The organism is Marinobacter sp. LV10R520-4, from assembly GCF_002563815.1.
GTDB lineage: Bacteria > Pseudomonadota > Gammaproteobacteria > Pseudomonadales > Oleiphilaceae > Marinobacter.
Genome location: NZ_PDJM01000001.1, coordinates 1,674,234 through 1,694,048, shown reverse-complemented (window position 1 = coordinate 1,694,048; position 19,815 = coordinate 1,674,234). Strand labels below are relative to the sequence as shown.

Annotated in this window: 21 protein-coding genes and 4 pseudogenes; 9 read left to right on the top strand and 16 right to left on the bottom strand. The window is 55.3% G+C overall.

Annotated features, from left to right (window positions below):
• Positions 1–17 precede the first annotated feature (17 nt).
• The 6 genes from ATG98_RS08015 to ATG98_RS22940 all read right to left on the bottom strand — a co-directional run bounded on the left by ATG98_RS08015 (position 18) and on the right by ATG98_RS22940 (position 6,597).
• Positions 18–914, bottom strand: a complete 897-nt coding sequence (locus ATG98_RS08015; RefSeq protein ID WP_098422577.1) for a DMT family transporter — start codon at positions 912–914, stop codon at positions 18–20.
• A gap of 89 nt (positions 915–1,003) precedes the next feature.
• Positions 1,004–1,654, bottom strand: a complete 651-nt coding sequence (locus tag ATG98_RS08010; protein ID WP_228706259.1) for a helix-turn-helix domain-containing protein — start codon at positions 1,652–1,654, stop codon at positions 1,004–1,006.
• A 515-nt stretch (positions 1,655–2,169) separates the two neighbouring features.
• Positions 2,170–2,823 carry a LysE family translocator gene (locus ATG98_RS08005; protein ID WP_098420504.1) on the bottom strand — a complete coding sequence of 218 codons (654 nt, stop codon included), beginning with the start codon at positions 2,821–2,823 and terminating at the stop codon, positions 2,170–2,172.
• 345 nt (positions 2,824–3,168) lie between these two features.
• Positions 3,169–4,464, bottom strand: a complete 1,296-nt coding sequence (locus ATG98_RS08000) for an IS4 family transposase (protein ID WP_098419155.1) — start codon at positions 4,462–4,464, stop codon at positions 3,169–3,171.
• Positions 4,465–4,876: 412 nt separating this feature from the next.
• A complete protein-coding gene (locus tag ATG98_RS07995; RefSeq protein WP_098422575.1) occupies positions 4,877–6,154 on the bottom strand; it encodes an MFS transporter in 1,278 nt (425 codons plus the stop codon).
• 203 nt (positions 6,155–6,357) lie between these two features.
• Positions 6,358–6,597 carry a Rieske 2Fe-2S domain-containing protein gene (locus ATG98_RS22940; RefSeq protein WP_416376593.1) on the bottom strand — a complete coding sequence of 80 codons (240 nt, stop codon included), beginning with the start codon at positions 6,595–6,597 and terminating at the stop codon, positions 6,358–6,360.
• 279 nt (positions 6,598–6,876) lie between these two features.
• Between ATG98_RS22940 and ATG98_RS07985 the strand changes: the two genes are divergently transcribed.
• Positions 6,877–7,776, top strand: a complete 900-nt coding sequence (locus tag ATG98_RS07985; protein WP_098422573.1) for a LysR family transcriptional regulator — start codon at positions 6,877–6,879, stop codon at positions 7,774–7,776.
• Between the two features lie 66 nt (positions 7,777–7,842).
• On the opposite strand, the gene istB is transcribed toward ATG98_RS07985, so the two are convergent.
• Together istB and istA are read right to left on the bottom strand one after the other, a co-directional pair.
• A complete protein-coding gene (istB, locus tag ATG98_RS07980) occupies positions 7,843–8,598 on the bottom strand; it encodes an IS21-like element helper ATPase IstB (protein ID WP_098422572.1) in 756 nt (251 codons plus the stop codon).
• An 11-nt stretch (positions 8,599–8,609) separates the two neighbouring features.
• Positions 8,610–10,025, bottom strand: a pseudogene (istA, locus tag ATG98_RS07975) (IS21 family transposase); the annotation flags it as partial.
• Positions 10,026–10,074: 49 nt separating this feature from the next.
• Between istA and ATG98_RS07970 the strand changes: the two are divergent.
• Both ATG98_RS07970 and ATG98_RS07965 read left to right on the top strand, forming a co-directional pair.
• On the top strand, positions 10,075–10,557 hold the full coding sequence (locus tag ATG98_RS07970; RefSeq protein ID WP_098420497.1) for an RloB family protein: 483 nt from the start codon (positions 10,075–10,077) through the stop codon (positions 10,555–10,557).
• A 94-nt stretch (positions 10,558–10,651) separates the two neighbouring features.
• A complete protein-coding gene (locus ATG98_RS07965) occupies positions 10,652–10,912 on the top strand; it encodes a DUF2442 domain-containing protein (RefSeq protein ID WP_323807751.1) in 261 nt (86 codons plus the stop codon).
• On the opposite strand, the gene ATG98_RS21470 is transcribed toward ATG98_RS07965, so the two are convergent.
• Complete coding sequence (locus tag ATG98_RS21470) at positions 10,845–11,414, bottom strand: hypothetical protein (RefSeq protein ID WP_143751169.1); 570 nt, start codon at positions 11,412–11,414, stop codon at positions 10,845–10,847. The two genes, ATG98_RS07965 and ATG98_RS21470, sit on opposite strands and share 68 nt — an antisense overlap.
• 240 nt (positions 11,415–11,654) lie before the next feature.
• Between ATG98_RS21470 and ATG98_RS07955 the strand changes: the two genes are divergently transcribed.
• The gene (locus tag ATG98_RS07955; protein ID WP_098422570.1) at positions 11,655–13,055 is read left to right on the top strand and encodes an ethylbenzene dehydrogenase-related protein; all 1,401 of its coding nucleotides are present in this window, start codon (positions 11,655–11,657) and stop codon (positions 13,053–13,055) included.
• A complete protein-coding gene (locus tag ATG98_RS07950) occupies positions 13,052–13,603 on the top strand; it encodes a heme ABC transporter permease (protein ID WP_098422569.1) in 552 nt (183 codons plus the stop codon). The genes ATG98_RS07955 and ATG98_RS07950 overlap by 4 nt, the downstream gene beginning before the upstream one ends.
• A gap of 114 nt (positions 13,604–13,717) precedes the next feature.
• Here ATG98_RS07950 and ATG98_RS22325 read toward each other — a convergent pair whose 3' ends face one another.
• The 4 genes and pseudogenes from ATG98_RS22325 to ATG98_RS07930 all read right to left on the bottom strand — a co-directional run.
• Complete coding sequence (locus tag ATG98_RS22325) at positions 13,718–13,864, bottom strand: PLP-dependent transferase (protein ID WP_228706258.1); 147 nt, start codon at positions 13,862–13,864, stop codon at positions 13,718–13,720.
• A complete protein-coding gene (locus ATG98_RS22320) occupies positions 13,840–14,028 on the bottom strand; it encodes a hypothetical protein (protein ID WP_228706292.1) in 189 nt (62 codons plus the stop codon). The genes ATG98_RS22325 and ATG98_RS22320 overlap by 25 nt, the downstream gene beginning before the upstream one ends.
• Positions 14,029–14,053: 25 nt before the next feature.
• Positions 14,054–14,188 (bottom strand): annotated as a pseudogene (locus ATG98_RS07940) (helix-turn-helix domain-containing protein); the annotation flags it as partial.
• Positions 14,189–14,374: 186 nt separating this feature from the next.
• Positions 14,375–14,980, bottom strand: a pseudogene (locus ATG98_RS07930) (aminotransferase class I/II-fold pyridoxal phosphate-dependent enzyme); the annotation flags it as partial.
• Between the two features lie 204 nt (positions 14,981–15,184).
• Between ATG98_RS07930 and ATG98_RS07925 the strand changes: the two are divergent.
• Positions 15,185–15,790, top strand: a pseudogene (locus tag ATG98_RS07925) (LysE family translocator); the annotation flags it as partial.
• A 157-nt stretch (positions 15,791–15,947) separates the two neighbouring features.
• Positions 15,948–16,577, top strand: a complete 630-nt coding sequence (locus tag ATG98_RS07920) for a LysE family translocator (RefSeq protein WP_098420488.1) — start codon at positions 15,948–15,950, stop codon at positions 16,575–16,577.
• Positions 16,578–16,745: 168 nt separating this feature from the next.
• Here the strand turns inward: ATG98_RS07920 and ATG98_RS22315 are convergent, their stop codons facing one another.
• The 3 genes from ATG98_RS22315 to ATG98_RS07910 form a co-directional block, all read right to left on the bottom strand.
• Positions 16,746–17,009 (bottom strand): hypothetical protein, encoded by a 264-nt coding sequence (locus ATG98_RS22315; protein WP_228706060.1) that lies wholly within the window; start codon positions 17,007–17,009, stop codon positions 16,746–16,748.
• Positions 17,010–17,177: 168 nt separating this feature from the next.
• Positions 17,178–17,381: a hypothetical protein gene (locus ATG98_RS22310; RefSeq protein WP_228706059.1), complete on the bottom strand. Its 204-nt coding sequence runs from the start codon at positions 17,379–17,381 to the stop codon at positions 17,178–17,180.
• A gap of 5 nt (positions 17,382–17,386) precedes the next feature.
• Positions 17,387–18,283, bottom strand: a complete 897-nt coding sequence (locus ATG98_RS07910) for a LysR family transcriptional regulator (RefSeq protein ID WP_098422568.1) — start codon at positions 18,281–18,283, stop codon at positions 17,387–17,389.
• Positions 18,284–18,382: 99 nt separating this feature from the next.
• On the opposite strand from ATG98_RS07910, the gene ATG98_RS07905 reads away from it, so the two are divergent.
• Together ATG98_RS07905 and ATG98_RS07900 are read left to right on the top strand one after the other, a co-directional pair.
• Positions 18,383–19,366 (top strand): aldo/keto reductase, encoded by a 984-nt coding sequence (locus tag ATG98_RS07905; RefSeq protein WP_098422567.1) that lies wholly within the window; start codon positions 18,383–18,385, stop codon positions 19,364–19,366.
• Entirely contained in the window at positions 19,363–19,656 is a 294-nt protein-coding gene (locus tag ATG98_RS07900) for a carboxymuconolactone decarboxylase family protein (RefSeq protein ID WP_098420482.1), read from the top strand. Before ATG98_RS07905 ends, ATG98_RS07900 begins: the two co-directional genes overlap by 4 nt.
• Positions 19,657–19,815 lie beyond the last annotated feature (159 nt).

Below are 19,815 nucleotides of genomic sequence, written 5' to 3'. Positions count from 1 at the left end.
TCCGAAACAAAGATTGATCAATGAAGGGTTTCAGGTTCGGGCAGCGGCTGACGCTTTGCACTACCGGCGATCAGGGAACCCAGCACAATCAAAACACTGGCGGCGATGACAGCACTGGTGGCTTTGCCATAACCCGCGACGATCAGCAATACCACGGAAATGAGCGGAGCGCTGTAAGCCAGCGTACCAAGCAACTGGATGTTGCCGTGCTTCACTCCATAATCCCACGTGAAAAAGGCGATACCCACCGGTCCCAGACCAAGACCCAACACGCCAGCCCATTGCACCCATCCCGTTGGCCATACCGTTGTTTCCCATACCAAGTGACATAGCAAGGCCAGAACAGCGGTCACACCACAAAACCAGCCTACTGCATCTGTCGGTACGCTTTTTACTAATCGGGACAGAACAGAGTATGACGACCAGATCAACGCACAACTAAAGGCAACCAGATAACCGTCGAAATTCGCCATAGCAAAACCACTGCTGTTGCTTCCGATCAACAACCAGCATCCCAGGAGGGCGAGCATGGCACCCATAATGTGCTGTTTTCGCAAGGACTCACCAGGCAAAAATGAGGACATTAGAACGATAAACAGCGGCCAGAGATAGGCAAGCAAACTCACCTCTATCGCCGGAGCCAGCGTCATGGCCTTAAAATAAGCAAAGTGGTAGCCGAACAGACCACCAACCCCGATGCACCAGGCCAAAAGTGGCTGACGTAAATACCGGGTCCCACCATGGCCAGCGTGAAACCAGCGAACACACATCAATAGAAATGCGATGCCAAAGGTCATCGCCATCAGCTGAAATTCCGGAATGTCCCCACCGGAAAGCTTGGTCAACAACGCAAGCGTTCCCCACAAAAATACAGAGATGGAGCCTATCCACGTCGCCGCAATAATGGTTGCCATGACTTCCCCTGAAAACAATCCGTTCATAACCTACAGGAGACGAAGTTTATGATCGGTCGAGGGTCGTCTGCTTTCTGATTACGGCAGTATTATTTCGATTTTCGGCGAAAATGACTGGGTGATTTTCCGAAGTGGCGGGAAAAGCGATCACTGAAAGACGACAGCGAGCTGTACCCCACAGCGTCAGCAATTCGCTGAATATTGAGGTTCGACTGTTCCAGTAACCGCCAGGACTCCTGCATACGTAGCTCGGTGAGGTAATGGTGAGGTGTCATGCCAATCTGTTTACGAAACAACTCGTTAAGCTGCCGGATGCTCAGGTGGGCAACAGTCGCCAGTTCGGTGACGACAATTTTTTTGTGAAAGTTATCGTCGATGAATTGCTTCGCCACAGAGACTCGCCGGTCCAGGTTCAGTTTATCGCCGTGGCGTTCCTGTAGAAGTTGAATCAACAACAGCAACATCTGATGCTCTGTGTGACATGACCCCGCACCGTTTACCAGTTGGGAGTGCAGAAACTGGACGTAGTGAAGCAATGCCGAATCCAGCTCAACAAAGAACGGGAGCCGCTCCAATGCAGGGGCAAGGGCCTCTGGTACATCAGCTACCAGAAATCGATTTTCTTCGGATGCAGAATATCCGTGGTCACTTCCGGACGGAATAATAGCGGCCCGGTTCCGTTCAACGTCACCCTCGATTTTGTCTACAGACAGCGAAAGCTTACCCAGCAGGGGCAACACCAATTGGTGGTGGCCATGAGAATGTTGTTTTCCCTCATTATCATAGCTTCGTAGGTGGAGATTAACGTCAGATGTGGCCATATAAGGAGTATATTCGAATGACGCCGCATAGAGGAGCAACTTGGCACCGACAATTAATCGCGGATTAGGCAACAAAGGCCCCCTGCGTATTGTATTAGCGAATTGCGTCTTCTCGGATCACCGCCTCCGCCTGGGTGGGCGTCGCCGGATGTCCGCGCGTTCTTGAAAGCTCGTCGATGCCGGGCACTTGGTTATCGAAGAAAAGCCGGAAGAATTATTGCACCAAATTCAGCTTTTTCTTCATAGCACGCCTGCGGTGGAGCTCTATCGCCCCCAAGGCACAGATTCGCCTCAGGTACATATTCACTCCTTCCTTAGATTTTCTCATTCTTTAAATTACGCCAAAAGCCGAAAATCTGCAGTGGCAGTCAAGCCCCATTTGAGCCAGCGACATGCCCCGCATGTTTGAGTCCAGACTGTCACTGTACTTGCACTTAGTGCCAAAAACCGGAAATAGCCTCGCGTGCCAATATAAAGGCCATCAGAATAATTAAGCCGCCTCCGATACGGTTTACCATTCTGACACCGTCTGCGTTGGAAAAAAGGCGGGAACTTGCACTGTGAGCAACTACAACCCACACGCTATCGATCACAATTCCCAACACGATAGGTATCATCGAGTACATGATAAGGAGGCTCGTGGGGCTCGCAAGATTGTCGCTGAGAAAGCTCGGAACTATGGTTCCGAACATGATGAAAGCCTTGGGGTTGGTTATACCGACTATCACTCCCGCAGCGAGCGGTGATTTTCTCCTTGTTGGCTGTTCGGCTGCAACCGGACTCGCCGCTTTCGAAGCTACAAGATACCCTATACCAATAAGCAGCAAGGCGATCGCACCCAGCATTCTGATAGCAGACAAAGCAAAATCGGACTTCAATATAAGAGGGCCAAGTCCGAACGAAAGAAGTATCGCAATGCTCAACATGCCAATAGCATTGCCGATTACGCCACGTAACGCATGATTTCTACCCTTCATGATAACTTGCCCAATAAAAAACATGATGCTTGGGCCAGGTACAGCAATGAGTATCGAGCTGGTTATAACTAGCCCCAGCAACCCACTGACGGATACCCCAATATCTTGCATGTAAATATTCCTTCCGATGTGCAATGCGTGCTGCCCACGCTCATCATGTCTATGAACGGGGCAGCAGCCTATTGAGGCCCGCTGGCAATGTCATCAACTTAAGCCCCATAAGTCCATTATGATCCTCTGAGTCACCAAGATTGCCAATCGTGAGACAGCCTATTATTGAATCGACAGGCGATTAAAATCAGAGCCTAACCCGAAATCAGCGCCAAAGATTGTCAATGGTGTATTTGCCGGTGTGTCAGAGCGGTTTAAGCGTTATTCAGGGCAAGAACCATTCGACCGGTGGCTGGCACAGTCTGTCAGGAAGTCTTGTTATACGCCGCCGGGGGGTGGTGTCGGTCAGCGAGTCGGCTTGTACCCTTCACAGCCTTTGGTGGCCAGTCGTTTTCGGCGTCGTGGGCTACTTCGCCCGGGACGCACTGCACTCAAGCTGTTACCCAACAGGCGCCACAGGTTATCCAGGGCCTCACAGCTGGGCCTCACCAGAAGGGCGACGAGGGTATGCTTCAGGCGGGATACGCCCTGGGTGAAGTTAGCCTTCCAAGCCAGTTTCCGGTGTGCGGTTTTGCGCTCAATGTCGGGCTGCTGTAGGGCCTGCATCAGCAGGGCCAGGTTCTTGAGCAGTTGGCAGGCGTGGATGTCCTGCTGTACGGCACAGACCGTCCGGCCACTGACGTTTTCCAGGCTCAGGGTTTGCTTAAGCCGGCGGTAGTCGGTCTCGATGCCCCAGCGCCGTTGGTACAGGTCGGCAAAGAGCTCGGCGGGGAAGGCCCCGGTGTCCAGGAGTGAGGTGGCCAGCACTTCCGTTTCCCCGGTGGGCAGCGTCACCCGGATCAACCGGATCTGGAGGGCCGTGTCCGGATTAACACCGGACTGCTCACAGACCTGTCGCGATAACCAGTGCCGGCACGTCATTGAGACGGTGTCGTCGTCTTTTCCAGAATCCACAAACGCGCGGACTTCTCGGGAATGGGTCAGTGTCAGGCGCATCAGGAATTGCTGTTGACAGCGCTGTAGCTCGGCAAAGAGCCAGTGCGCGGGATAGCCCCGATCAAACAGAATCAGACTGTGGTCAGGAGCATGCTTCAGGTGCATGCTGGCACAGCCCCGCTCATCCACATCCGGCGTGATCAGGAGGGTGTGCAGAGTCTGATTGGACAGCAGGTCTTGCAGGACCGACACTCGGGCCACCGGCAACCCGTTGTGGGTACCAAAGTGCTTGGCCAGTGGGTCTTCCAGCGGCAAGTGCATGCTGGAGCCGTCCACGGCCAGCAGGCGCAGGCCCTGCCAGGTCTTGTGCAGCCCCAGCTCATCCATCTGGGCTTGCAGGGCGCTGTTGAGAGCCTCAAAAACTGACGCGCTGAGCTTCTGGCGGGCTTTGCTGAAGGCTTGTGCGGTGACCACCTGGGTTTCAAAGGCCGAGCCATTGAGCGCCTGAAAGAAGGCATCCAGTTCGGTTTGCAGGGCGCTTTTGGGCTGATTCAGCAGAAACAGGATCAGATTGCGGAAGGTCAAATGGCGTTTGCGGGTAAAGTGCTTCGGATGGGTGCGATGCTGGGCAATAAACTCGGGGCAGCTCAGTAAGCTGGTTATTTTATGTACAATTTTCGGAAAGAATGTCGGTTGGGTTGTCAAACGTTGTTTTTTTATTGTGCTCCATAGGGCATTTCCTCGTTGATGGTTGAGCTCTAATTATATGATATTTTTAGGGAAATGTCTTAAGTTGATGACATTGGGCCCGCTGGGCCTCCACCGACGATTATATTGGGGTAGTGGCGGGTCATGGTCTATCTCCTTTTCAGACGCATACTGAGTGGGTCGGGCTACAACTCTTTCGGCAATTTCACAAGACGCATTTTCACTTTAGAACTATGAGTCAGCTTGAGTTTTCGGGGCTTCATCATGCTTTTTCTATATTAAAAACAACCTCGTGCCTTAAATCTGAAAAGGCTTTACTGCACCCAGCTTTCCATCCGTTGCCTTAGCGCTCGGTATACTGCGCCGCTAACTAGTGTAGGAAGGGTTATCGAACAAGACCAAGAAGCTATCATGTGTGTGTGCGGTCTCTCAAAAACAAAGATGCTATTACCCCCAGCCCGCTTATGATTAAGGGCAGAATCAACGCGAATTGATAACTCTGAAGACTTGGGCCAGTTTCTTTTTCTGCGACATTCACGATATCCAGAATGACGCCAAAGCCCGATTGAACCAAAGCTGCTGCCAGAAATGCGCCCATATTTACAAGCGCTGTTGCAAACCCGACGTTCTGCAGGGCTACCGCCTCCTTGGTGGCCGCAAAAATGACGCTTACCTGTCCTCCTGAGAGTCCCAACAGTACAAACAGAACCATTGCCCCCCACCCAGGACTCCATTCAGCAAAGGCCATTACGCCCCATACAGTCGACGATATCAGTGCTGCCGCAACAATTACCGGCTTATTCGCTCCAATACGATCGGCTGCCCACCCTGCAAATAAAGAGCCCACACCGTAAACAATAAGTGCAATAGCTGCATACTGTGCGGCTTGTGTAGGTTGCAGGCCGAAGCCGTCTATTAAGAGTGGCGCAGCCCACAATCCTAGAAACGCATAGAGCGTTCCATTAGTGGCAGCTACACAAAGAAAAAGCAGCCATACTTGGCTGGATCGCAGTACGCGCCGATTTCCCTGCAGTAGTTGATGTACTGTTGCCTTGGCTTTCGGTGAGTGCTCTTGTCTTCGCTTAGGGGCATCTTGACAAAAAACAACAAGACAGGCGGAGGCCAAAAACGTCAGGCCACCAAAAAAGAGAACAATATCTCTCCAGCTGAACCAGTTCAGTAGATGCGCGGTCGGGCTCTGCGCTATCACACTCCCCAGTGCAGCCAGAAGCATAGTTGTGCCCATGACGAGCGAATGGCGATCTGAGGAAAACCAAGTAGCGTTGTAAGTCATCAGGGCGACGAAAACTGCAGATAACCCAAGCCCCATCAGAGCTGACCCCACGAGCAAAACCACTAGATTTGGGGCAAAACCAAAACAAAAAGCACCTATCGACGTTACAGCCCCCCCGATAAGCCCACCATTTCGTACCCCAACCGAGTCGGTAAAAATGCCAGCGGGCACCTGCATCAGTGTGTAAACCCAGAGGTGCATTGATGCCACAATACCGAGTGCAGTGGCTGTCAAACTGAGCTCTTGCTGCATACTCCCCGACAATGTCGCGGGTGCGAAACGGAAAAAGAAGCCATTGATGAAGATGGTAATGAGCAGGCACCAGCCTCCCCATTTAAGCCAGTTCGTCGGAATCAAAAGGGGCGCCCCAGCAACGGTACGAGTGCTATTCATACCCCGCTTCCCTTAGTCTTGACCCGACGAGCGCTGAGAAGTAAGCAGCAATCGGTTCAACCGGTGTGTAGTGTCCCTGCACTTGGTTGCTCAATCCTTCCAGTTGGTACTCGCAAATCTGATCATCCTCAAGAATCACCTGATCAAGACGTTCGAAATAGAGCGGAGCAATATCATTGAAATCGCTTCGAGCCAGCGTTTCCTCATGGAACGCGTAACCAACAAGGAGCTGCCCGATGCCTACAGGTGTTCAGAAATGCTCTGATTGTGCCGTCTTCACTACGAACAACGATGACACTGCGTTCCAAGAACCGACGTGTTACAAAACTTCCGGTATCAGGAATGGAAGACGACAAGCAGACAAAATGCCATGCTGGAAAATGAATAGCTTGCCGTTCGCGTTCGAACCATTCGCCCTGGGTATAACATTGAGGGGGGAGCATTTTTGAGAGATCTGCGTGAGCAACTCCGCCCAAACTTCTGTTGCCAAGGGAACTCGTCATCACTGTCATAGTCGCTTCCATGTGTTTGTTTCCAGAGCAAGTGGGGCAGAGCGTACAAAGGGACACAGGTAAGTTGGAAACGAAAAAACTTGTCTGGGGGTATCAACTTATTCGATACTCAATCAAAGTTCCTTTTTATTCATTCGATTGCCGCTTCTGCCCTCCCCCAATATGCGCACATCAAGCAGCTGAGACGAGCCGGCCATAGGAGGCATCAAAATGAAATGGAGTTTGGATCAGCTACGCACATTTATATATGTTGCAGATACGGGCGGTTTTTCCCGGGCGGGAGAACGACTCTTCCTGGCCCAGTCTACTGTCAGCTGGCAAGTTCAGCAGCTTGAGCGCCAAGTTGGCTCGCCGTTGCTCCAACGGAATCCGAATGGCGTCACCCTCACTGAAAAAGGCATGGCCTTCTACCTGAGGGCGCAAAAGGTTGTCACCGCAAACGATGAAGCTGAGTTGTGGTTGACGCAGAACACCGTTGACCGACAAATCATTCGATTCGCCACCACCGATTGTTATGCAAGTTGTCTATTACCAGGACTACTTGAGCACTGGAAATGCCAGTTTCCCAACGTGCAAGTAACTTTGGATTGCAGCTTTAGCACTGGTATCTGGGAGCGTTATAAAAAAGGGGAGTTCGATATCGCTCTGGCTCAGCATTGTCCTTCTGACATCAACGCAGAGCCCATCAGGGTCGAACCGTTAGAATGGGTATGTGCCAGACAATCGTTAGCTTGGCAACAAAGTACGGTGCCCGTAGCTTTGTTTGAGCACGGCTGTCCTGACAGACAAATCATGCTCAGTGCGCTCAAAGGTGCGGGACGTGAGTATCGAGTTGAGTTCGAGACCTACAGCTATGGGGGGCTTGTGGCGGCGGTGGAAAGCGGAGCCGTAGTTTCTGCACTGCCCAGATCGACAATACCTTCCACACTCAAACGTCTTGATAGTCAGCACCGGCTCCCACGGCTACCATCTTTGAACGTGAATCTAGCAAGCCCAAACAAAAACAGTAACGCCATATGCGGCCAACTATACGATGCCGTTATGCTCTACTTAGCCAAGGGCAGCCCGAGTTTGCGTAAACCGCTGAAGGTTGCCACCCATTCCACCTGAAGCCTGCCACCCGGACCGGAGCAAGGCTGCCACCCATCGGAGCGTAGCGACGCGGGGGTTTCATTGTTACTCCGAAGCCGTGGTGCCCGTCAACTTTGCTTGTCGTTTTCGCATGGATTCACCCCTGAGATTGATCTTGTAGGCGTTGTGAACCAGCCGATCCAGAATCGCATCCGCCAGAGTGGCGTCACCGATGACGTCATGCCATTCCTCGATAGGGAGTTGGCTGGTGGCGATGGTGGAACGACGGCCATACCGGTCTTCCAGCACTTCCAGCAAGTCTCTTCGGTTCTCTGCGCTCAGTTTCATGAGCCCCCAATCGTCCAGGATCAGCACATCGACTTTGGCGAGGTTGGTCAGGAGTTTGGGGTACTGGCCGTCTCCTTTGGCGATGGTCAGTTCTCGTAGCAGCCGGGTCAGGCGAACGTACTGGGCGGTGTAGCCTTCCCGGCAGGCTTTGTGCGCCAAGGCACAGGCCAGCCAGGTTTTGCCAACACCGGTGGGACCGGTGATGAGCACATTCAGGTGTTCCTTCACCCATTGGCAGCTTGCCAGGGATTGGATTAATCCCTTATCCAGGCCGCGTGAGTTCCGGTAATCCAGGTCTTCGAGAACGGCGGTGTGTCGCAGTCCAGCCCGGCGCAGCCGGCTGGTCAGGCGTCGGTTATCTCGTTCGGTCATCTCCCGGTCAACCAGCAGTCCAAGGCGTTCCTCGAAGCTCAGTTCCGTGATGTCAGGCGTGGCCGACTGATCAGCCAGTGCGGCGGCCATGCCGGTCAATTTGAGGGCATGGAGTTTGTCCAGAGTCGGATGTTTCAGCATGTCAGGTTTCCTCAGTGGTAGTAGGCCGGGCCGCGGATGTTGTCGTGGGTATCCGGTAAGGCCAGCTCTTGCTGTTCTTCCAGGGGCTTCTGGTCCAGGCGGTGTTTGAGAATGGATTCAATGCTTTTGTAGCGGCAGCTACCCAGCATTAAGGCGCGCTGGCAGGCGGCTTCCAATCGTGCCTCGCCGTAGCTCTTGCCCAGCCGGAGAATGCCCAGGCAGGAGCGGTAAGCCTGTTGCGGGTGTTTGCGGGCACCCAGGGCGGTACGGATAAGTTTTTCTGTGGCGGGTCCGGTCTTGGCCGCCCAGGCAATCAGCCGTTCCGGCGACCACTCACCCGCCTGCCGATGGGATTCGGGCATATGGGCGGCGATGGTGGTATGCCGCCCCTTCTGATCAGAGCGGCGGTGGCTGGCGATCCGGTTGCCCCGGTAAAAACACTCGATGATGTTGTGGGTGATTCGGACCTCCACCTCCTTCTTGATCAGGGTGTAGGGTACCGAGTAGTAATGCCCGTCAACGGCTATGTGGTAGTCGATATTCACTCGGGCCTTCTTCCATTCCGCGTAGACATAACGCTCAGCTGGCAGGGGTTGTAGGGCGGGCTTGTCCAGTTGTTCGAAGTGGTCACGCCGGCAGCCGGGTAACTTCCGGAAGGGGCGGTTGTTGAGTTTCTCCAGCAGCTCACGGAGGGTTGCATTGAGCTGCCCGAGCGAGAAGTGCTGACGGTGGCGCAGCGCCGCCAGGATCCAGCGTTCGACGATCAACACACCGCCTTCTACCTTGGCTTTGTCTCGGGGCTTTCGGACCCGTGTAGGGACAACGGCCACGCCGTAATGGGCGGCCATGTCCTGGTAGGTCGGATTGAGGTCAGGTTCGTAGCGGTGAGCTTTGGTCACACCGGATTTTAGGTTATCGGGGATTACCAGTTCAGGCACTCCCATGAGGAATTCGAAGACCCGGATGTGGGAGCCAATCCAGTCCGGCAGCTTCTGGCTCCAGGTGGCTTCGGCGTAGGTGTAATTGGAAGCGCCCATAACCGCCACAAAGATCTGCGCCTCGTGGATCTCTCCGGTGGTGCGGTCAATGACGGGCACGGTCTGGCCGGCGTAGTCCACGAACAGCTTCTCACCCGCTCGATGATCCTGACGCATCACCAAGTCCAGCTTGCCCTGCCAGGCCCGGTAGTGTTCGCAGAACCAGCTGTACTGATACCCCTCTGGGTTTGCCTGCCGGTACTCCTGCCAGAGCAGGAACAGAGTGACGTATTTACCCTTCAGTTCCTCGTGGATCTGATGCCAGTCCGGTAGGCCCCGGACCTCGGCCGGCAGGTCTGGAGGGGGCGGGAACAACAGCTGCTCCAAGTGAGCCTCACCCAGATCCTCCGGCAATGGCCAGTTCAGACCGGCCTCGGCCAAACGCCGAACAGAAAAGCCGGTAACCCTACAGGATACCGTTAAGAATACGCCAAAACAGTTGGTAAATGAGGCTGTTACGTTTTCGAAGTCACTGGATTTTAAGAAAGATCAGGTGTGGGTAATGTACGACCGTGAGTCACCGGCCAAATACTCCGATGATAATCACGGACAAGCTTGGTTGAAGGTCAAAAAAAATGGTGTAAATGTTGCACTTTCCAATGTTTGTTTTGAGTATTGGCTACTGCTTCATCTTACGGAAACCAGCCAGCCTGCAAATAGTTGTGATGATTTGACTGGTACGGTGGCATTCAAATCTGCTTTTCGAGAAATCGGGTTTAGTAACTATCAAAAGGGCGAAGCCCAAGTGGCGGAGGAGTTGATAACTAGAGACCGGATTGAAAATGCGAAAAGACGAGCTCGACGTATTAATAAGCAAGCGCAGGCAGGTTGTCCTGCATCTGACGTCGAACTGCCTTACCGGTTGAACCCGTATACAAATGTTTACGAGGTGCTGGAGGCAATTAATGGAGTGGCTGGCTAACAAATTGGATAAAACCGGAACAGATTTTTAATCTGCCCCCGTCTTTTAAGCCAAGGACAGACTTAAAGTCTGTCCTTGGCAACCGGCAACAAGGATGCATGGCATGACTATTTCGCCTGAAAAAGTCTGGTTTGATGAAGACAACCTTTGGGTAATGCTGTCGGATGTGCGAACTATCGGTGCACCTTTGGCATGGTTTCCAAGCCTTCTGCACGCGGACCCAGTGAGCCGGCAAGGTTTTGAATTGGGTGTACATGGCATTCATTGGGGCGCGCTGGATGAGGATATCAGCGTAATGGGGCTCTTAGCAGGCTTCGGCGACCAAACCCGGCGCAACAGGAAAAGAGCTGCTTAGTAGTGCGAGAGGGGGCAGATGTGAGCGCGACCGGGATACTGACATCTTCGTACAGCTGGCCATCGTAGGCCCGGTAGATTTCGTTGGATAACGTCAGGTGCCAGCCATTTGGCAGGTGGCGTTCAAGGGTGTCGGAAAGGATTCCTTGGGTGGGCTCGCCAATATCGGCCAGCACCTTCTGCATCACGCTGTCAACAACGCTCAGGTCGGCCGCGGGCCTACCCGTCTTGCAGCTTTGTCCCGCCATGGCCCGGATATTCAGGTAACCGACGGCGTCATTGAGGCGCCCCCACTCCACTACCAGATCTTCGTAATAATGAATGAGCTCTGCGATGGCGCCCGTACAAAGCTTCTGGCAACTGATGGTGGTTTCTTCAAACAGGGTGTATTGGTCGCTCTCTATCAGCAGTATTTTGCCGTAACCCTGAGAACGCCGGGCACCCTGAAGGTCGCTAAAAACAGGGGCCGAGGGGGAGTGGTCACGTTTTTGGCCAGTCTTCATAGAGAACTCCAGGTCCGTTTGTGCGACGCATGACGGGTCTCCACCATAAGATAGGATTTAATCCTACTCCATCCTGCGGAGATAATGACGACTGCGGCGACCAAATTTAGTTCACCACTACACGCTAGGCCGCTCGCTCCAGCAGTCGGGATTCAGGTCCCGACATGACCTATGTCATATTATTCCGCCGGTTTGAGGCTACACTGAAAGTTCGCCACACCCTCTGATCCAGGAACACATATGGCACATCAAGACAAGACTGGCATCCCTTGGCTGGCACTAGGGCTACCCATAGCGCTCGGGCTCGCCTGGGTCACCCAGGGTAGCGGGGTGATTGAGGACGACCCGGAGCGCAATATCGCAATCCCCGATGAGCTGACCATGCCGTTGCAGGTTCAGGCCGCGTACAACGACGAGCGGATCTTCTTCCGCTATCGCTGGCCCGCCGAACGCCCGCATATCCTCCATGACGTGCTGGTCTACGAGGATGGCGACTGGGTGAAAAAAGGCAGCGCAGTGCCCGGCTCCAACCCGGACGGCCTCCACGAAGATCGCGTCGCGATGATGCTCGATGACGGCAGTGTGCCAGACTTCGCCCGCTACGGTGGCTACATGACCATCGGGGCTGGGGCCGCTGGCTTCACTGACGAGGCCCCGGAAGAGGTTACCAAGTCGATGCCCGGCACTCGCATCGACCTTGGTGACTGGGCCAGCCGCCAGGCGCCGGAGACTCTCCAGGCCCAGCGCGAAGCCGGCTACTTTCTCGACCTCTGGCACTGGCGCGGCCATCGCTCCAACCCGCTGAACCTTTCCGATGACCAGTGGGTCGGCGCGGAACGCTCCGGTGACGCGGGACGCAGCCCCTACACGACCAACTGGGATGGCGATGCCGGCCAACCGCTGTGGATGCTCGATCCGGAAGTAGCCGGCCAGGCAGCCCTGCGCTGGGAGGACATCGAGGCCGGCCGGGTAGACTTCGACAGTCCCTACTTCCTGGCGGAGGACACCGCGATCGACTTCGATCCCAACCACGACTGGCAGAACGGAGATGTCATCCCCCGCCGGCTCGTTCGACAGACAGAAGGCTCCCGGGGCGACATCACCGTGCTAGGTGAGGGGCGCTGGAACGATGGCTACTGGGACGTAACCCTCTCCCGCCGCCTGGATACCGGCAATCCACTGGACGACAAGATCCTGCACGACCAAGGGCTCTATGCGGCGGCCTTCGCGGTACACCGCAACGCTACCGGGGGACGCTGGCACCACGTCTCGCTACCCGTCTCGTTGGGCCTGGGGCGTGATGCCGATCTTACGGCTATTCCGTTCCAGGGCAGGACGCCAGACTGGGCGGATGACTGGAAGGAGGTGACCCTTTTCTACCCCGGGCAGGTAAACTGGCCATTGTTGGTCAGCCGCGCCCATGCCGGCGCACCTGACATCGCCGAGGGTACCCCGGTTCGCGCCCGGCACAGCGAACGTCAGCTGGCGATCTACGGCGTAGAGATGGAGTTTAACGACGCCATCATCCGCCAGTGGATCCTGACCCTGATCGCCGGCCTTATCGCCATGTTCGGCGTGGTAGTCGCGTTGCTCCCAGCCTTCCGCAACACCTCCAACAACCGCAAAGGAGAACCATCATGAGCGGCTTGCACCATATGCTTGTTCACTTCCCCCTGGTCTTCTGGGCACTCGCCACTCTGATGATCCTGATCGGCGCCCTGCTGCCCGGCCGGATGGCCGAACTCAGCCGCGCCGCCCTGTTGCCGGTGCTGGTACTGAGCCTGCTGGCCGCTCTGGTTGCCATCGCCAGCGGCCTCCTGGTCTGGCCCATCGAAGCCAGCACCTCCAGCCCCTTGGCTCGCAACCACATTCTCACGGCGCTCTGGTCACTGGGTGTCTTCACCATGTTGACCGTGCTCGTCTGGCGGGCGGGCAGCGCGGCCTTTGACGGCGCCAGGCGCTGGGTACTGCTGCTGCTGGCGTTGATCGGCATCTCAATCTTTGCCACGACCGGCACCATCGGTGGCCACTTGGTGGGGGCAACGACCCAGTTCTCCGAACTGCTGAAACTGTTCGGCTGGGACGTCTACCACACCTTCTTCGTGCCGACCTGGGTAATCGCCGTGATGGTGCTCATCGGAATCGTCTGTGCCGTTTTGGGCCTCAAGGGGCGACGGGCGGCCCTCTGATCCAACTCGAAGCGTGAACAGTCGCTTGTAGCGATAAGGGGACAGATTTGAAATCTGTCCCCCAGGAAAATCTAGAGGGGACGGATTTGAAATCCGTCCCTGGGAGTGCCTCAGCTAGTCCGCTAAACTATCCAGCGCCTGCTCCAGATCCGCAATCAAATCCCCCGCATCCTCAAGCCCCACTGACAATCGCAGTAAGCCATCGCTGATTCCCCTTTGTGCCCGGTCTTCGGGTGTCAGGCGGCAGTGGCTGGTGGCGATTGGCTGGCTGACGAGGCTTTCGACGCCGCCCAGGCTGCGGCTAGCAGGAAGACTTGCAGGTGGTCTTCGACACATTCTGCGGCTTTGCCGCCGCCGACTACATCAATGCTGAGCATGCCGCCGAAGCCGTGCATTTGTTGTTTAGCGAGTTCTGCGCTGGACATGAAGGCGCCGGCGGTTAAGTCGCTGTTGCCGAAGATACTCGCTGACCGTGGGGCGGCTGACGCCGCAGGCCGCTGCAATCTGTCGGTTGCTCAGCCCTCGCTCCCATTTGAGGCGGAGGACTTCTTTGATCTTACGCATGGATAACCTCTTCGCAGGCATCTGGTCTTCTCCGGATGAAAAGACTCAGAGTACCGTTAAGTTATCCCGCGCCGGACGGTTTCGATGGGGTGAGTCAGACAGCCTGCCGGGGTGGCAGCGTTGCCGTGGAATCAATGGCAGCTTTCGCGTGGAATGGGTGGCAGGCTTCGTCTGGAATCAGTGGCAACCTTGGTCTGGAATACGCAGGTAGCTCGGCGAGGCAATGGCAACGATGTCGCCGGGCACGCAAACCGCGCGTATGGCGGTAGAAAGAGCCTCCTGGCAACCGCTGGTGACGATTATGTCGGCTGGGGTCAGACGGCAGCCCGAATCAATGGATAGCCGGGCGATTTGTTCGCGCAATGCCAATACACCCTGGATGTGGTTGTACTGCAGGCTTGCGTTGTCACTGCGCCGGCTGATACGAGCCATTGTGGTCAGCAGCGGCTTGAGGGTAGGCGCGGTTATATCCGGCATGCCGCAACCCAGCTGAACAATACTGGCACTCTGATCGAAGCGCACCAGCTCCCGAACCATGTCCCATTGGGAAATGTTCACCGGCCGCAAGATCGGACGGTCCATTTGCGGTAAGGGCGCCACTCGCCTGTCGGCGGGAACGAAGTAACCCGACCTGGCGCGCGGTATCGCCAGCCCGGAACATTCCAATACACGGTAGGCCTGCTGCACGGTTGTCAGGCTGACACCGTGCTCATGACTGAGAGCGCGTACGGAGGGTAGGCGCTCGCCAAGCCCGTACAGGCCCTGCTCGATGCGGCTGCTAATGAGTTCGGCGAGGTTCAGATAAAGAGTCATAACTCTGACTGTAGCTTTTCGTTTGTTGCTTGAAAAGCGACAGATAGGGGGGTTTTTGAAATTTTTATACGAAAAAAAGGCCGTCTGTATTTAAAAAATTCATCACTTCTGTATCTGTAATACACCTCGGTGCCTTGGGATGATATGCCCTATAAAGATCCGCAAGTTCCTGGCGCCGCTGACGCTGATCGATGGAGCGTGACAATGCAGAACCTCGATTACTACTCGATCATTTTGTTCGTGATCGCCACATGCGTCACGCCAGGGCCTAACAACGTGATGTTGATGTCATCGGGGGCGAATTTCGGGATGGGCCGCACGCTGCGGCATCTGGCAGGGATCAACATCGGTTTTCCGCTAATGTTGGTGGCAGTCGGGCTGGGCGCGGGGGCCATTTTTCGGCAATACCCGTGGTTGCAGGACGGACTGAAAGTGATAGGCGCGGTGTACCTGCTGTATCTGGCCTACCAGATAGCCAGCGCCCCCGTGGTGGACATGGATGATCCGTCGGGCAAACCCTTGGGATTCACCGCTGCGGCGTTGTTTCAGTGGGTCAACCCGAAAGCCTGGGTGATGGCGATGGGCGCGGTACTGGCATTCACCTCGCCGTTGGGGGCCTTCAGTGTGCAGGTCTTACTGATTGCTCTGCTGTTCTTTTTGTTCGGCTCACCCTGTTCATTGCTTTGGGTATTTTTTGGACAGTATTTGCGACGTTTCCTGACTCGGCCGCCGTGTTTAAAGGCGTTCAATATCACCATGAGCCTGGTGCTGGTGATGTCGTTGATTCCGGCTCTAAGAGGCCTGCCATTTATCACGACAGTGCTGCCGCTCTGGTCAAAGACGGTGTTCTCCAACCTGGAGGTGTTCTGCTGGGACCCGGGCGATCCTTACCCGTATCACTTGGATAACTGGGAAGGCGACTGGATCATTTCCTATCGCGGCGACGCGATGGATATGAAAGGGTTCTATGTTTGAGTTTTCGAGTTTCGCTGCTGCACTAGGAGTTTACGTGATCGGCACCGCCAGCCCGGGGCCAGGCAACTTGGCGATTGCCAATACCTCGCTCAATTACGGGCGCACACCGGGCCTGGCGTTGGCCGCCGGGGTCATTTCCGGATCGTTATGCTGGGGTGCAATGACGGCTGCCGGCGTCTCGGCGCTGTTGATGTCCAACACGCAGGTGCTGGTGTGGTTGAAGATATTGGGCGCCTGCTATTTGTTCTTCCTGGCCTGGAAGTCGATCCGCGGTGCGCTGGCGCACAGGGCCGTGATCGTGCCGAGCGCAAAAGAAAAACAGACGCGCAACCTGGGCTTCTATTTGCAAGGGCTGGGCATTCATTTGACCAATCCCAAGGCAACCTTGACCTGGTTCACTGTGACCACTGTCGGGCTGAGTGCTAGCGCGCCGATCTGGGCCAGTTTTGTCCTGGTGGCGAGCTGTGCGGTTTTGGGGGGCGTGGTTTTCTGCACTTACGCACTGGCCTTCTCCGCGCATTCGGCGGAACGGTTTTTCACCCGTACCCGTAAATCATTCGGGCTGATTTGCGCTGCCTTTTATTCGATGGTGGCCATCGGTTTTCTCAGCTCGTTGTTCTGAGGCACCGGTAAAAATTTCATCCATAAAACGAGAAACTATAACTCACTTTCTTTCCGCGTAATCTCGGTAGTGCGTGCAGCGTGCCCTGTGTGCGGAATCAAATCGCGCTCTAAAGCCATTGGCTTTATCCATACAAAGAAAGGTGTAAGGACGGGCATCCACCTGTGACTAGCGTGATACTCCATCCATTTTAGCGAAACCCGAGCTGCCACGAGTAACTACGATGCCATTGCTTTCCATGGTATTGATCAAGTTATAAACAGGTGACTGGCCAAGCTTCCAGCGTTGTCGGCACTCGATGCTTTGTTCGTGGTTGATATAGCGCTGCAACAAATCATTATAGGTAAGCAGGTTCTTGGACTGATCGTGCTCCACACAATAAGGCCCCGCAACCATCTCCTCCATGCGAATAATCAACGATTGCAGCACCACAAACGCTGCATCCGTGGTGACACCAGACGTTGCGATCGCTCTTAGGACATTTTTAGTTCGCCAAGATTTCGCGCTGCAGGCCAAGCAATAGGGAATGGTTTCCTGGCCGCCGTGCGAGTGCTCGGTACTTAAGCTCTGACGCCTGCAGCTTTGGAAAATACTCCTTGATTAAACGTCCTCGTCCGTAATAGCAACCGCCGTTGCTCCCTGGAAGCGTTGCTCGGGATTCAGAAGGCCAAATCCCGTATAGCCACTTTCGTCAATCCGGAAGCACCCCATCGAAATCGTCTCCTGCACAGTGTTGAGCTCAACCCAATCCTCCAAACCAAACACCGTATCATAAGCACTCGTAACATCCAGCAGGTCATTCAAGTCGCCTATCTGACCCCCGCCAGTCGCTCACGATTACGCTCGACAATTTCCGCAAGATGATCGGCCACGATTCTAATGCGCAACGAAGCGGATAAATCGCTGTGCAGCGCCAGCCAGATTGGCTGATCCAACCCCAACTCAAGCGGCATTTCCCGCAAACCCGCCTCTCGCGCCAGAAAATGTGGCAAAATTGCCAGACCCAATCCGGCGGTCGCGGAGCTTAGCTGCGCGGACAATGTTGTGGTAGTAACCACAGGCATCTGGCCACGTAAGGTGCGTTCAATCCATTGAGCTGCGGGCAGGCCACCCTGACGTTCCGACCACCCAATAAAGCGATCACCATCGAAACGGCCCGCATCAGGCCCTGTGTCGCGCGCAGCCATATATTCCGGCGATCCGTAAAGACCAAAACCTAAGGTACCAACACGGCGAACGCTGACGTTGCCGCGCTCAGGGCGCACCATGCGCAACGCCAGATCCGCGTCGCGGCCGTGCAGGTTGATCGTGCTCACGTCAGTCAAAATCTCGATGCTTAGACCGGGGTGTCGCGCAAGCAGTGGGGCAAGGCCCGGGATAATGATCGAATTGGCGAGATTCTCAGCCGTCGCTAAACGAACATGTCCAATGGCCTCCGTTTCCGTCGCCGCCTGGGCGCGAAATGCTCCCATAGCCTGCTCCAGAGCTTCGGCTCTGGGCAGCAGTGTCGCGCCCTGATCGGTCAGGCGATAGCCAGACTGATGCCGTACAAAGAGCGGCACGCCAAGACGGCTTTCCAGCCGCGCGATTCGCCGCGAAACAGTCGCGATTCCGGTGCCGAGCGACTTAGCGGCAAACGTCAGGGTTCCTGTGCGTGCGACCGCAAGAAACGCAGGTGCATCATCCCAGTTGAGTCGTTCGGTCATAGACTTTCCAAAAATGAAAATTATATTTCCAATATAGACTGTAGATTAACCGATATTGGAAATCCATGATGACGCGGAATCCAACAAAGGAGCATCATCATGCAACGTAGATCTCTCACCCCCGATTTAAACGTTTCTGCCCTCGGCCTTGGCTGTATGGGCATGAGTGAATTTTACGGCCCACGGGACGACGCGCAATCGATGCAGGTGCTGCACCGCGCCGCCGATCTAGGCGTGACCTTTTTCGACACCGCCGACATGTACGGCCCGCATCATAATGAAGAATTGTTAGGACGCTTTTTGCGAGAACGGAAGCCGCAAGTCGAAATCGCCACAAAGTTCGGAATCGTACGCAAGCCCGGTGAGTATGCCCGCACAATTGACAACAGCGCTGAGTATGCCAGGGCAGCCTGCGAGGCTTCACTGCGCCGTCTCGAGGTCGAGCGGATTGATCTTTACTACGTTCACCGAATCGACCGAAGCCGCCCCATTGAAGACGTTATGGAGGAGCTTTCCAGTCTAGTCCGCGCCGGCAAGATCGGCCATATTGGCCTAAGCGAGGTTAGCGCGGCCACGCTGCGCCGCGCCCACGCCGTTCATCCGATCGCTGCGGTGCAGACCGAATACTCGCTCTGGTCCCGGGATGTAGAGTCGGACGTTCTGCCCACCTGCCGTGAACTCGGTATTGGGTTCGTGCCTTATTCGCCCCTTGGCAGGGGATTTCTTACCGGCACATTCGATGGTCAGAGTGATTTCGCCGACGGCGACTTCCGCGCAAACCTGCCGCGTTTTTCGGCGGAAAACATCGACGCTAACCGCCGCATTGTCGATGTCGTGCGCTCGCTGGCGTTAACCAAAGACTGCACGTCAGCGCAGATTGCACTCGCCTGGCTATTGTCGAAGGGCGACCATATCGTGCCGATTCCCGGTACCAAACGACTGAAATACCTCGAAGAAAACGTTGCGGCCGTCGATGTAGTGCTGTCACCAGATGAGATTACAGCACTGGAAGCCGGGGTATCGGAACTGAATGTGGCCGGTGGGCGCTATACCGATGAAGGCATGAAGGGGCTGGATGCATGAGCGGCGTAACCAGATCCAATCGGCTTACCTGTGCTCTCTCACTGCTGAAAACACTGGAAGCCGATGCTCCCACCAAGGTGACAGCTAGCCTGGATGCTTTGTCAGACGATTTTGCCGAGGTGGTGCTGGGCTTCTCTTTCGCGGATGTAATCGCACGCCCTAGCATCGACTTGCGCACCCGCGAGATGCTCACCGTCGCAATGCTGGCAGCCATGGGCAACGCGCCGGGGCAGCTCGATTTTCATATGCGCGCTGCGCTGAATATCGGATTGCGTAGCGTGCGTGCATAACCGCTGACCTGTGGTCAGTCAGCCGTCCACAACACCGACTGCTACGCCGATCAGAACTTCTCTTCACGATGCAGGCTTTTGTCCGTCAGACGATCGTTACCACGACACTAGATGGTCGGCTAATCTTTCGCGTGTTCGTGTACTGGATCAGTTCGAGAT